Annotated in this window: 15 protein-coding genes and 1 pseudogene; 5 read left to right on the top strand and 11 right to left on the bottom strand. The window is 62.1% G+C overall.

Annotation, left to right across the window (positions count from 1 at the left end; translation table 11 throughout):
* Positions 1-91: 91 nt before the first annotated feature.
* The 5 genes from XH80_RS05915 to XH80_RS05895 all read right to left on the bottom strand — a co-directional run bounded on the left by XH80_RS05915 (position 92) and on the right by XH80_RS05895 (position 2,876).
* Positions 92-1,204 carry a glycosyltransferase family 4 protein gene (locus XH80_RS05915; protein WP_220003178.1) on the bottom strand — a complete coding sequence of 371 codons (1,113 nt, stop codon included), beginning with the start codon at positions 1,202-1,204 and terminating at the stop codon, positions 92-94.
* Positions 1,205-1,217: 13 nt separating this feature from the next.
* Positions 1,218-1,352, bottom strand: a complete 135-nt coding sequence (locus XH80_RS05910; RefSeq protein ID WP_264653567.1) for a hypothetical protein — start codon at positions 1,350-1,352, stop codon at positions 1,218-1,220.
* Positions 1,346-1,555 (bottom strand): hypothetical protein, encoded by a 210-nt coding sequence (locus XH80_RS05905; RefSeq protein WP_028150804.1) that lies wholly within the window; start codon positions 1,553-1,555, stop codon positions 1,346-1,348. The genes XH80_RS05910 and XH80_RS05905 overlap by 7 nt, the downstream gene beginning before the upstream one ends.
* Before the next feature lie 461 nt (positions 1,556-2,016).
* The gene (locus XH80_RS05900; RefSeq protein WP_271597748.1) at positions 2,017-2,394 is read right to left on the bottom strand and encodes a response regulator; all 378 of its coding nucleotides are present in this window, start codon (positions 2,392-2,394) and stop codon (positions 2,017-2,019) included.
* A gap of 116 nt (positions 2,395-2,510) precedes the next feature.
* The gene (locus XH80_RS05895; protein WP_211391507.1) at positions 2,511-2,876 is read right to left on the bottom strand and encodes a PRC-barrel domain-containing protein; all 366 of its coding nucleotides are present in this window, start codon (positions 2,874-2,876) and stop codon (positions 2,511-2,513) included.
* Between the two features lie 158 nt (positions 2,877-3,034).
* Between XH80_RS05895 and XH80_RS05890 the strand changes: the two genes are divergently transcribed.
* Complete coding sequence (locus XH80_RS05890) at positions 3,035-3,175, top strand: hypothetical protein (protein ID WP_220003176.1); 141 nt, start codon at positions 3,035-3,037, stop codon at positions 3,173-3,175.
* A 298-nt stretch (positions 3,176-3,473) separates the two neighbouring features.
* Here the strand turns inward: XH80_RS05890 and XH80_RS05885 are convergent, their stop codons facing one another.
* Both XH80_RS05885 and XH80_RS05880 read right to left on the bottom strand, forming a co-directional pair.
* On the bottom strand, positions 3,474-3,941 hold the full coding sequence (locus XH80_RS05885; protein ID WP_028153401.1) for a hypothetical protein: 468 nt from the start codon (positions 3,939-3,941) through the stop codon (positions 3,474-3,476).
* A 36-nt stretch (positions 3,942-3,977) separates the two neighbouring features.
* Positions 3,978-4,205, bottom strand: a complete 228-nt coding sequence (locus XH80_RS05880; protein ID WP_035681739.1) for a hypothetical protein — start codon at positions 4,203-4,205, stop codon at positions 3,978-3,980.
* 216 nt (positions 4,206-4,421) lie between these two features.
* On the opposite strand from XH80_RS05880, the gene XH80_RS05875 reads away from it, so the two are divergent.
* Positions 4,422-5,084, top strand: coding sequence for a protein-L-isoaspartate(D-aspartate) O-methyltransferase (locus tag XH80_RS05875; RefSeq protein WP_271597747.1), 663 nt, complete (start codon positions 4,422-4,424; stop codon positions 5,082-5,084).
* A gap of 74 nt (positions 5,085-5,158) precedes the next feature.
* Here XH80_RS05875 and XH80_RS05870 read toward each other — a convergent pair whose 3' ends face one another.
* A complete protein-coding gene (locus XH80_RS05870; RefSeq protein WP_028153403.1) occupies positions 5,159-5,350 on the bottom strand; it encodes a CsbD family protein in 192 nt (63 codons plus the stop codon).
* A 361-nt stretch (positions 5,351-5,711) separates the two neighbouring features.
* Between XH80_RS05870 and XH80_RS05865 the strand changes: the two genes are divergently transcribed.
* A complete protein-coding gene (locus tag XH80_RS05865; RefSeq protein WP_271597746.1) occupies positions 5,712-6,602 on the top strand; it encodes a 3'-5' exonuclease in 891 nt (296 codons plus the stop codon).
* Between the two features lie 9 nt (positions 6,603-6,611).
* On the opposite strand, the gene XH80_RS05860 is transcribed toward XH80_RS05865, so the two are convergent.
* Positions 6,612-7,400 carry a hypothetical protein gene (locus XH80_RS05860; protein WP_271597745.1) on the bottom strand — a complete coding sequence of 263 codons (789 nt, stop codon included), beginning with the start codon at positions 7,398-7,400 and terminating at the stop codon, positions 6,612-6,614.
* Positions 7,401-7,477: 77 nt separating this feature from the next.
* Positions 7,478-8,161 (bottom strand): methyltransferase domain-containing protein, encoded by a 684-nt coding sequence (locus tag XH80_RS05855; protein ID WP_271597790.1) that lies wholly within the window; start codon positions 8,159-8,161, stop codon positions 7,478-7,480.
* 12 nt (positions 8,162-8,173) lie between these two features.
* Here XH80_RS05855 and XH80_RS05850 point away from each other — a divergent pair, with 12 nt between their 5' ends.
* Entirely contained in the window at positions 8,174-9,196 is a 1,023-nt protein-coding gene (locus XH80_RS05850; protein ID WP_271597744.1) for a site-specific integrase, read from the top strand.
* A 718-nt stretch (positions 9,197-9,914) separates the two neighbouring features.
* Here the strand turns inward: XH80_RS05850 and XH80_RS05845 are convergent.
* The gene (locus tag XH80_RS05845; RefSeq protein ID WP_271597743.1) at positions 9,915-10,148 is read right to left on the bottom strand and encodes a DUF6894 family protein; all 234 of its coding nucleotides are present in this window, start codon (positions 10,146-10,148) and stop codon (positions 9,915-9,917) included.
* A 1,216-nt stretch (positions 10,149-11,364) separates the two neighbouring features.
* Between XH80_RS05845 and XH80_RS05840 the strand changes: the two are divergent.
* Positions 11,365-12,242 (top strand): annotated as a pseudogene (locus tag XH80_RS05840) (nuclear transport factor 2 family protein); the annotation flags it as partial.

The raw sequence follows: 12,242 nt of genomic DNA, 5'->3' as shown, positions 1-12,242 counted from the left end.
GAAAGCATCCATTTCTACCATCCAATGGGATGGCGCATGGATGTCAAATGGATGCTCCGGGGCCGTTTTCAAGGGGGCGGATAAAAATCGATTAGCCGGGGGCCGGAAGTTCGTCGGCCGGCCTCGGCTCGCGCCGACGTTCGGCGTGCGGCGCCGCGAATGCCGCAGCCGGGTACGCGGCGCCAGAGATCAATCGGCGGTACGCGCTTTCATACTCGCGCGCCATTCGGTCCGCGGAGAAGCGTTCCTCGAAGCGGGCACGTACTTTTCGTCTGTCGAGCCGGCCCAGATCGCCCACGGCCCTGACAGCCTGCTCCTCGTTCTCGACGATGAAGCCCGTCACGCCGTCCTCGACGACCTCGGGCACGGAGCCGGAGCGGTAGGCGATCACTGGCGTCCCACAGGCCATCGCCTCGATCATGACGAGGCCGAAAGGCTCCGGCCAATCGATCGGAAACAGCAGGGCCGCGGCCTCGGCGAGGAACGGCTGCTTCTTCGCCTCGTCCACCTCGCCGACGAGCTGGACCGCCAGACCGTCGATGTGGGGCTCAAGTTGCTTCTTGAAGAAGACGGTCTCGCCGCGCGGAATCTTGGCGGCGATGCGCAAGGGCATTCCGGCGGCGCGCGCGATGCGGATGGCGTCCTGGGGCCCCTTTTCCGCGGTCAGGCGGCCGAGGAACGCCAGATAGGATCCCTGATCGAAAGACGGGCGAAAGTTGTTCGATGGCAGTCCGTGCGGGATCGTGGCGATCCAATTCGCCTCCGGCAATGGCAGACGCTGATGGTCCGATATCGACACGAAGCCGGCGCCGGGAAACTGCCGCAGCACATCGGAAAGGCCCGGCAGGTCGAGCCGGCCATGCATGGTGGTCACGAAGGGCACGCCGAGCCGGCTGAGCAGCGGAAGCGGCAGCCAGTCGATGTGCGCGTGGATCACGTCGAAGTCTTTTGCGCGCTTTGCGATCGCTTCCAGCAGCACGGCGCAGGCGGCATTTGGATCGGCGCCCTTTCGTCCGAGACGCAGCGCGCGCGGCCACACGGCATGAAGCTCGCCTTTCGTCCGGGAGTCGCCGCTCGCGAACAGCGTGACGTCGTGGCCGAGCTCGACCAGCTCATCCACCAGCCACGCCACGACCCGCTCCGTGCCGCCGTAGAGCTTGGGAGGGACGCTTTCCGCCAGGGGAGCAAGTTGAGCGATGCGCATCGATGCCGACCCTCTAGACCGAAAACATCGAGCGGAAGAGCAGCACGACGGCCGCGGAGGCGAGTTCTGAGACGGCCAGCAACGTCCAATCCGGCCTGGCGCTGTCGACCGCAGCTCGCCTGACGAGCCCCTCCATCAGCCTCAACATTCGTCTTCGGGAAGGCGCTCAAGGTAAGCCAGGCCGAATCCCGTGAGTTCTTCGGCATCGCTCACACGCGCTTCCCATTTCCCTTGCAGATGACGCTCCAGCAGGCAGCGGCGGGTGTCGGCAGCATCGACGTCGCGATGCCTCGCTAGGTAGAGGGACCAGACCGTATGTACCGCCGTGCGCAACGGGACGTCGTCGACCATGTTCGGCTCCGACGAGAACAGACCTCGCCGGATGCCAACTCGTCTCCGAAGATGAAGTTTCTACTTTTTCCCGAAAAGTCGGGTCCCCGTCGAGCCGAGTCAGCCCTTTCGATAGGATCGACAACCGGCCTCGGCGCCAGAGCCGGATTTTTCTTAGCCGGCGGGCGGAGCGGGCTGTCCGCCCTTTTTTGGGCGGCGGGGTCGTGCAGCGGATCCTCCTCGCAGGCGGGGCAGACGTATCGCTCGCCGCCCCGGCCCGTCTCGTCGGGGACAAGCTTCATCGCCTTGCCATTTATCTCCAACCCCGACTTTCCGCGCCGCGTGGCCGAAGGCCTGCCGTTTATGCCAGACGACCAAGCGGCGTGGTTCGCGCAAGGACCAGAAGGGTATCTCGATTACCCGGCCATTGCGGACCGCCAAGCGCCGTTCATCCCAGTTGCGCGTACACCGCGAGCGCCCGGCTAGGCTCTGGTATCCAGTAGCTGCGAGACGGCGGCAGCCAATTGCGCCGGCGCAAAGGGCTTCTGGATCAAGACGCTGCCGTCGACGCCCTGCGATTGCCAGTCAGGCGCGCTGGCGCTCGTCATATATACCACAGGAAAGCCAGGCGTGATTTCCCTGATCTGCCGCGCCAGCTCCCAGCCGCTGATGCCGTCACCTAGGTTGATGTCCGTCAGCAGGACCCGACATCCCTCGCGGCCATCGCAAAAGGTGCACATGGCCTCCTCCCCCGAGTGGACCGAACAGGCCTCGAAACCGCCGTCGGACAAGGCGTCCTCGACGAAGCTTGCGATCAGAGCTTCATCCTCCACGACCAGAACACGAACGGCATCACTCACTTTCAAATCTCCTCGGCGACCGACCCGGGTCGTCTCGCGTGCGGCAGTGCGCTAGTCGCAGTCCGGCGGAAGAGCGACCTCCGCCGTCAGCCAGCCAGGCAACGTAATGAGCCGTGTCAAGCCACCGGCACACCGTAATAGGCGTTCACCGAGCGCGTCGTCGCCGGGTCGCTCCAATTCCAACTGCTCTCGTCGGCGTATTTGGGGGCGCTGCGGAGCTGGTCCTGGGAAATGCCGGTGACTACATAGCCGCCGAGGTTGGTGTCGTATTTCAGCGTCTGCCATGGCAGCGGATAGTGATCGTCGCCGATGCCGAGCAGGCCGCCGAAGCTGAGCACCGCGTACGACACCTTGCCGCTGATCTTGTCGATCATGACGCGCTCGATGTAGCCGACCTTTTCGCCCTTCGCGTCGTACGCGTTCGTGCCCTCGACCTTGTCGCTGCCGATCAGGCTGAACGTCTCGCGATCTTCCATGGTCATGTTGACCTCCTGGGTGTTGTCTTCGGGAATCAACGGGGCCACGATGCCTCTGTTCCTGGCACAATCCGGGGCGAAAAGTTGATTTCCCAAGGATGAAGCGGCCGGATCGGATGACGCGCCGCAATGTGCCGGACGAAGTCGGCGAGCGGAGTTAGAGCATGGAGCTGACCGATCTGGAGCGGGATTTTCTGAGGAAGCTCCTCGGCGAATCCTGGGTCAGCCCGCCGACGTTCGACCATGAAATCGTGGCGCGGCTCGTGGAGCTTGGTCTCGTGGAAACCGAACCGCTTCCATCCTGAGATATCGAGTATCGCATCACCGGGGCCGGACGGGCGGCGGCTACCGCGTGAACCACAGATCGGCGAGCCGCGGGCAGATCGGAGGAACGATAGCCTTGCCGCCCTATTGAACTGCAGGGACCGTCGCCCGCCGTTGAACTACGGCGCCTGTCGCGGATAGCCAAAGGTCTCACGACCCGCTATTCAGAACTAGCGCTCGCGAGGATAGCCAAAGGCGGCGGCCTCTCGGACTTCCGTGTTCTCGAAGCCACGGGCATAGGCACCCGCGCAGCCCGCGCGAGGTCCACCCGCACCCTCCTTATCTGCCCCTCAGCGAGAGGCTGATCCGCGTTACGATGTCGTCCCAGTCGCGCTCTTCGTTCGCCGGGTAGTTGATCAGGACGCAGTGAATCAATCCACTTGAGAAGTTGCACCGGTCGTACCAGACCTTGTCGCCCTTATAACTGGACACCGCGAAAAACCGAGGCGTCGTTCGCTTGTACTGAATGCGCGCGGGCGGATGCTTCTTTGCGAGAAATGCAGCTGGTGAATCGTTCGAGACGTTGGGCGTGGCCTGTATCGTAAGGTCGGCTCGGCCGTCAGCAGTCCTAAATCGCTGTCCGTAGCCGTCCGGCCGGCCCGCCTCTTCGGTAAAGATCGAGGCCGGAAAATCGACCGAGGTACCTGTCTGCGGGATGGAGTAGGTGGTCCATCTCGCCGGTTGAGCCGAGACCATGGAGGTCGTGACGGCAAGTCCAAGAACGAGCGCCGACACCGTCGATTTCATCGCGTCTCTCCAACACTATGGAGGCCGATCCGGAAATCACTTCTGGCCCGACGGCGCCTGGGCATTCGAATTGTTCGGGTTCTGCTTGTTAGCCTCATGATGGCCGATCGCGCAGCCGGCCGCCGCGCCGAGCTTGCCATGACCGGCCATGTGGCCGGCGACGCCGCCGACGATGGCGCCCTTGATGCAGCCCTTGGCGTCCGCGCCGGAGGCCGATGCCAGCGCCATTGCGGCCACGCATGCCGCCTTGAAGATCCATTTCATGAGCGTTCTCCGGGCTCGGTTTCCGCGAAATCAATTCGATCCGGAGGCGGTCGTTCCCGTTGCGGGCACGTTCCTGACGGCAGCTCCGCGATTCATTCATCGGCAGCGAACTCGGTCTCGTCGGCGAGAGCGACCCAGCCGTCTCGTCGAGGAGCAAGTCGCGGGCTTCCGAGTTTTCCATCTGTTGGAGCGAAATCGTCCATGCCTGGAGAGGTCATGCGCGCGGTCAGGGAGAGCAAACGGTCCAAGAGGTCCCGCTTCCTCCGCGACGCGATGGTCGACGTGCAGATTGCCAGCCGCGGCATTCGCAGCAGGCGGGTCCTGTTTGCGATGCGGCAGGTCCCCCGCGAAATTTTCCTTGATCGGCGGTTCGCGGAAGCCGCGTACGAAGACATTGCCGTACCGATTCCGAAAGGGCAGACCATCTCTCAGCCCTACATCGTCGCCAAGATGCTCGAGGCTGCCGCGATCGCTAAATCGGACCGGGTTCTGGAGATCGGCGCGGGTTCGGGTTACCTGGCGGCGCTCGCCGCCAAGCTCGGGCGGGAGGTTTGCGCGCTCGAGCGGCATGAGGCATTGGTGCAGCGCGCCCGGTCGCGCCTTCGGCATCTCGGCTGCCGCAACGTAGATGTGCGTCATGGCGACGGGACCGCAGGATGGCCGGAAGGCGGCGAGTTCGACGTGATCCTGGTGTCGGCCGCCGGCGCGCAGACGCCCGCGGTCCTGAAGGCTCAACTAGCTCCGTCGGGACGACTGCTCATCCCGCTCGGCGATCCTGACGGTGTGCAGTGGCTGACGAAGCTGACACGCGAGCCGGACGGTAGATTCGTCGAGGAAAGGATAGAGGAGGTCCACTTCGTTCCTCTGATCTCCGGCTGAAAGCCCGCGCCATCTCAAATGGCGCGAAAAAGGCCGCCCGGAGGCGGCCAGTTTTTGATCTTCGCTTCTTCTGCTTACTTCTTGAGGGCGTCAGCGGCGTCCCGCGCCGCATCCTTCACGTCCCCCGCAGCGTTGTGGGCGGATCCCTTGGCCTTGTCGATCTTGCCTTCGGCTTCCATGCCCTTGTCGCCAGTGAGCTTGCCGGCACCTTCTTTGATGGCGCCTTTTGCCTTGTCGGCGGCGCCCTTCACATGTTCGCGGTCCATGATCGTATCCTTTGCTGTCCGGAAGATCAGCACAACGATAGTGTTGCGCAGGGGTTCCTCGCAGAACAAAGCACGGTGTTTTCAACGAACACTCTGAACGTGGCCCTTGGCCGAGCGAGCTGCGGCGTTCGCAATGTGGGCTATTGGCGGCAGGACCGGACGTGCGGCCATGCATGTCCCAATCGCCGCCCGCGCTGATGATCAGCCACCGCTGCAACGACGAATGCAGACCGGATGCCCGCTATCGAATTCGCAACGGCCGAAAAGCCCGTGAATCGCTTGTTTTTCGAGTACCTCATTGCCGGCGCTCCGGATATTCTGCGGTGAGCAGCCGACCTTCTGGTAGCCTTTCCGAGTAAAGATGTTACAGGACACGACCGATCTGGTTGCCATGGCCGAGGCATTGAGCCGGTCACCCGACTACCGGATCCTTCGGCGCTTGGTTGCCCGACCGAGATGCATGCCGACTGTAGGGCAAGGGGTCAGGACCGGCATTCTGCTCGACACCGAGACCACCGGCCTCGACCACGCCAAGGACGAGATCATCGAACTCGGAATGGTCAAGTTCGACTACACGCAGGACGGACGGATCGTCGGCGTCAGAGACTCGTTCTCCGCTTTCAACGAACCGAGTGCGCCGATCTCCGCGGAGGTGACGGCACTCACCGGAATCACCAACGAAATGGTCGCCGGACACAAATTCGACAATGCCGCGGTCGCCGCCTTTGTCGAAAGCGGAGTCATCACGATCGCGCACAACAGCGGCTTTGACAGAAAATTCGCCGAACGCTATTGGCCCGTGTTCGAGCACAAGGCCTGGGGTTGCAGCATGAGCGAGATCGAGTGGCGCAAACACGGCTTCGCGGGCTCGCAGCTCGGCTATTTGCTCAACGGCGCCGGCTACTTTCACCAGGCGCACCGGGCGGTCGACGACTGTCACGCTCTGCTGGAGGTTCTCGCTTTCGAACTGCAGACGACGGGCTCGCCGGCGCTGGCCCTGCTGCTGGAGACCGCCCGCAAGCCGACGATGCGGGTGTGGGCGGAGCAGACCGCGTTCGAGCTCAAGGACTCGCTGAAGCGACGCGGCTATCGCTGGAACGACGGCAGCGACGGGCGCCCCAAGTCCTGGTTCATAGACGTCGACGAGACCGCGCTCGACGATGAGATTGCGTTCCTCCGGACCTACATGCAGGACGTGGACCCAACCGTGCAGAGGCTGACCGCTTTCACGCGATTTTCCTGCCGGGCGTGACGCGGGCCATCACGGCGTCCATCCCCGCGTTCCCAAGAGAATGCCGTGATTCCTGCCGGCAACGTTGAAATCGTAGATCTTGAGGTCGGACCAATCGAGCTTGCCTTGAAGTTCGGCAAGGGCGCGCTTATCCAACTTCTCATACACTTGAACGGCGAAAAGGATCCGACTGGCAGGAAATGCCTCGGCGAACTTCGCGATGATCTCGGTTATGGGAGGTTCTGTTCGGCGCAGATCTAGTCCTTCCGTCTCATTCAGCGCAGTGCCCCAAGGCGGCGCCACGAAGACGATCATGGCCTCATCGGGCGCCGTATGGAGTTGCCCCATCATGAGGCGATAATCGCCGTGCTTCAGATCGATGGTCCGGTCAAGGACCGCGAGGTTTTGCTTGGTGAGCTGAAAGATCTGAGGATCGAATTCGAAGGCGATCCCGCGCGATCGCGGCACGTGCCGCAATATCCAGTACAAGGTATTGCAAGAGCCGGCGAAAGGATCCACGACGACCCATCGCCCCCTTGCCGGAAGCGAGGCCGCGACAGCAGCGACGTCCTGCCCGATGCGGTCGGCAACGGCATCCCGGGTGCACTCGACTGCTGTCCGGCCGAGCAAGCGTACCCCTTGCGCGTACCACTGGGCCGGCGTCATGCCGTACAGTCGGACGAAGTCGGGATCGGAGAAACTGTCGCTGCCGTATCGACGGACTTCGTCCAAAGTCAGCAGCTCGTTACGTTTCGAACCGTGGAGGAGCAATATCCGGTCATAAGGCGGCGTCTCGGAATGCTTCGAATGCTCGTTCACGTGTGGTCCTCCTACGATCGGCGTTTCCAATTTCAGGACGCCGGCAGGCCGCCTGAACGAGTAGTCCCGGTCGAGCGTCAGCAAAGCGATGCGACGACGACGAAGGATTCCTGGGGAAACGTCAACCTGCCGTTCGCCAACGTTGAGGGATCGAGACGGGCGGCCACGTCGTCGGCGATCTCCGCGATCAATCGCGCGCGGCCGGCCTCATCCTCCCCCTTCAACAGCACAGCCATCGGGGTCGCGGTGAGCTGGAAGCGAACATAATCGAGCGCCGACGGAAAGCTGATCTGCTTGGTCACGGTCTCGACTTGGGCACGGTCGAATCCGGCCTGCCGCACCCAATTCCCCACCTCGTCGGCGCCGCAGGAAAGATGCTCGGCGCGTTTGGTCCGCGAGGACTCGGCTCCGAGAAACTTGTCCAGCGCCTGCACGAACGCGTAGGCGGCCGGCGTGCGCTCGATGGAGCTGTACACGCTCAGCCCCAGTCGTCCGGAAGACCTGAGGACGCGAGCGATCTCTCTGAGGGCCCGCGGCCGATCAGGGAAGAATTGCAGTCCGAGTTGGCAGAGCACGACATCGAAGCTGCGCGACGCGAAGGGCAAGCCCAGCGCGCTGCCCTCGATCCACTCTACCTCCCTGGATTTGGTCCGGGCGATGGCCAGCATCGCGCCGTTCAGGTCTACGCCGACAAGCCTTCCGATGTGGCCGCGCTCGGCCAGCCGGCGCGCCACGACGCCGGTCCCGCACGCCACGTCCAGGACGCTTTCTCCATGCTCCGGCTCGATTCGATCCAGCAGGTGATCGGCCCAGACATGGTCGCGCGCATCCGTCCCCTCGAATTGCTGATCAGGATCGAGCGCGAACTATCGGGCATCGACGCCTCCATCGTCGAGGGCAAGGGCCACCTGCTCGCCGATCTTCAGTGCAAATTCGAGCCCGACGCCCCGTCGGCCCCTCTCTCGTGGGTCGAAGCTCCGTCGGTCGAAGTTTCGTCGGTCGACGTCTGGTCCGGGAGTGCCGTCGCTTGCGCCCCTGTCGGGTCGTCGGAAGTCGCCGCAGCCGCCGACGGCGAGACGTCGGCGCCGCTGCGCCCCCTCTTCACGTCCTACAGCAAGGAAGCGCAGCTCTCGCCCACGACCATCAAGCGCTGGACCCCAGTGGTCGAGCGACTGATCGGTCATCTCGGCCATGACGACGCCGCGGCCATCACGCGCGCCGACCTCATCGCCTGGAAAGACGCGCTGCTCGCCGCCGGCATGAAGAACGTCACGGTGCGCGACGTCTATCTGGCCGCGACCAAGGCGCTCCTCCAGTTCGCGGTCGATCAGGGGCAGTTGCCCGAGAACCCGACCAAGGAAGTGAAGGTCCGGGTGAAGAAGAAGGTCAAGGAGCGCGAGAAGGGCTTCGACGGCGTGGAGGCCGCGAAGATCCTGACGGCGACGCGGCTCCCGTTGCCGGCGTCTTCGAGTTGCATCCTGTCCGGCTTCCCTATGCGTTCGCCAGATTGTGCGCGGGCCCGCTCTCTGCGCGAGCCGCGCGGCCCGGCTAGAGCCTATTGGTCTGCTGCACGACGACGAATTGAATTGAGCCCGTGCCTCTCCTGTTCGTTAAGCGTGCATTCTGATCCCAAGTCAGGCGATCCTCGACCAGGCCTGCGGCTGCGCCCGTCAAGTCTTTGTCGCTGTCTTGGCAATCTCTGTTTCGATCCCGGTGGCACATGCCTTGGCGAACGAGTAATCCATGCTGGTGGACGCCACATCTTTCACGAATTCGCTGACGATGTTTCCCCTTGAATAAGGGCTGGCCGCCTTGAACTTGGCCATAGCGCCGTCCGCGGCTGTGAACTGCGCGACGCAAAGCGGTACCAGAACGGACATTCTGCCATCGCTCTCCGCCGTGGCGCGCATAATCCTGGCGGTCTCCCCAGTGATCCAACCACCCCAGATAAATCCAATGGCCATGGTCGCCACCGCCCCGAAGGCGATGCCTTGAAGCACGCGCGTCCGTGCCTCGCCTAACAAGATTGCAGGAAGTTTCATGAAGGTCGTGCCTTTCTTGAGCGCACAGATGCACGCCTGCACCGCTGGCGCACCGTGGTGGACATAATTCTTATGATTGCGCCTTCCGATGGCACGGGAGCTGCTGCTACGACGTGGGGCGGCGACTTCGGAGGTCGCTGCTTCATGGGCAGCTTCAAGGAAAGCATCTGCTAACCTGTAGCCGAACGCTATACCGCTAACCTGGTCGTGTAAAGGGCGCTGTGTTCTAAGACGCGCTGCGCATCCAAGTTGCCGCTTGCGTCGAGACTGCGATGGCTAAGGTGCGCCGTCATCGAACCGCTCTTTGGCGGGCACGACTGGTAGGATTGGTTGAAGACATTTCCCGCTCTCCGACCCGGAGCATGTGGAGCTGTCAGTCGCCGATTCTTGCCAAGGCTCGGGCAGTATTGGTCCGAAGCTAAAGCAGAACGCGGCTCCCGAATAGAGCAACTTTAACCTGATCTCGGTGCGCCTACTGCAGTCGCCGCACAATCCAGTCAAGGTGCGCTTCTGCGACCCGCCCGGCGGCGTTCCGCACCTCGATCGAGAGGTGCTGCATCTCCGCACCTCTACTCATGTCCCTGGCTAAATCAGCAAGCGAGTTGGCGGCTTCTCGTTGAGCCGCTTCGATGCTCGGCAGCATCATTCCTTCCCCGTCGAGGGCCAATTCTTCGCCGTCGCGAATATCGAAAAAATACCGCTTCATCCCAACGCTCATTTGGCGGGAGCGCTGCCACGTGCCTCAACCACCGGCAATCGCCTTTCGGGAACGGTGAGTCATGCGGGTCAACGTTCCTTATCGCTTGTCGACGTAAGCTATCGCTCTGCGCTTTGCCGTGACCAATCTCAGAGTGAGCATGGCATGTACGCTCTGCGGCTGGTCGCCGATTTCAAGCGTCGCTTGATGGCGCCTTCTCGCGTGCGAGCCGTTCAGCTCGTAGTCGTTCTAGGTTCTTGCGGAAGGCCTTCTGCTCCTGTTCGTATTCAGTAACGGGTCTATCCGATGGACGTAAGGAATTGTCCGCGTCATATTCGCGTCTGCTCATGACGACCTTTCATTTACCTGGCGAGGCCTTAGCCGATCTCTGGATCGAGGCAGAGGATAGGCCGGCGGCTCATCTTGTTGGCATGGTGGCTGTAGCCCCGGGGAAGTCAGCCACTTATTGACTCCTAGGGCGACATCGATCTGCCGGGCTTTTTTGCAACAGCTCAATGCGGCGGATGCCACTAGGCATTCCTTGTGCCTGTTGGCGCAATTTGTCGCCTCTTGCGCTAGACGGTATTCGAACGTCGATGATTGTTCTGAAGATCGTCGAGCTGCCATGTTGCTGCTCCGCAAAGGGGTGAGCGGGAGCGCAGCTGCGTTCTCACCACCGATAGATGCTAGGGGGCCGCTCGATGGTAGGGCGACTATGCGCCTCGCTTAGCCGAATAGCGAGGGCCTTGTTACATGCTACGTCGGGAACCATCGGCAGTTGCCGAAAGTGGGCCGCTGGCTGAATCGTCGTCTCTTCGAGTCCTCTGAACGGCGTTGACCTGCTGTGTCCATAGCGCGGACACTGAAGCCGTCTGCGAGATGCTGCGTGGCGCCGACGGTCGGGTTTGGCCACTTGCTGGCCGTTCAAAATGAGAGGGGCCCTCGACCAAGACGGCCTTAGTTGTAGAACCGACGCAGGCTATGATGATCTCGCGATATCGTCCGTTGGCAGGACATTCGTGCCATGGTGCTATGACATTTCCTGATGACAAACTTTCGGAAAAGCGAAACATGAGCAATCCGCAGATTGATGCAGCGCGGCAAGGTGCCGGTCTTCGATTAGAAGTGCTGTGAAAAAGTTGATCCGCGTAAGTCTGGCTTCGGTCGATAGTTCAGATAAGCTTGCGACAGTTGCCGAAAGAACAAAAATCCTTGGGAGGAAATGATGCTCGACACCACGCCTAACGCGCGCATCCAGGCCTTTCTCGACAAATTCGAAGCGGCGCTTGTGGCAAGCGACCTGGACGCCGCCCTAGGGATGTTCGCACCCGAGTGCTACTGGCGCGACCTCGTTGCCTTCACTTGGAACATCAAGACAATGGAAGGTCGCGATCAGATCCGCGAGATGCTCAGCTCCTGCTTGGCGCACGCAAAGCCACGCAATTGGAAAATAGCCGACGGGGAAAATGCTTCTGAAGCAGACGGAGTGACCGAATGCTGGATCTCGTTCGAGACCGAGGTCGCCCGCGGCTACGGTCTAATCCGTCTCCAGAACGGCCAGATCTGGACGCTTTTGACGACGATGGTCGAACTGAAGGGTTACGAGGAGAAGGCGGGCTTCACCCGGCCGCTTGGCGCCCGCCACGGCGTCAATCCAGGCGCCAAAACCTGGAAAGAATTGCGGGACGAGGAAACCGAGCAGCTCGGCCTCAAAACGCAGCCGTACGTGCTCATTATCGGCGGCGGCCAGGGTGGCATCGCACTCGGCGCGCGGTTGCGCCAGCTTGGCGTGCCCACCATCATCGTCGAGAAGAACGCGCGTCCCGGCGACTCCTGGCGCAACCGCTACAAGTCGCTCTGCCTGCATGACCCGGTCTGGTACGATCATTTGCCCTACATCGACTTTCCGAAGAACTGGCCGGTGTTTTCGCCCAAGGACAAGATCGGCGACTGGCTGGAGATGTACACCAAGGTCATGGAGCTGAACTACTGGACCGGCACCACGGCCAAACACGCTGATTGGAACGACGCCAAAAAGGAATGGACGGTCCTCGTCGAGCGCGATGGCAAGGAGATTACGCTCAAGCCGAAGCAGCTTGTTTT

This window comes from Bradyrhizobium sp. CCBAU 45384 (assembly GCF_028128665.1).
GTDB lineage: Bacteria > Pseudomonadota > Alphaproteobacteria > Rhizobiales > Xanthobacteraceae > Bradyrhizobium > Bradyrhizobium manausense.
This window is presented reverse-complemented; position numbering and strand designations above follow the sequence as displayed.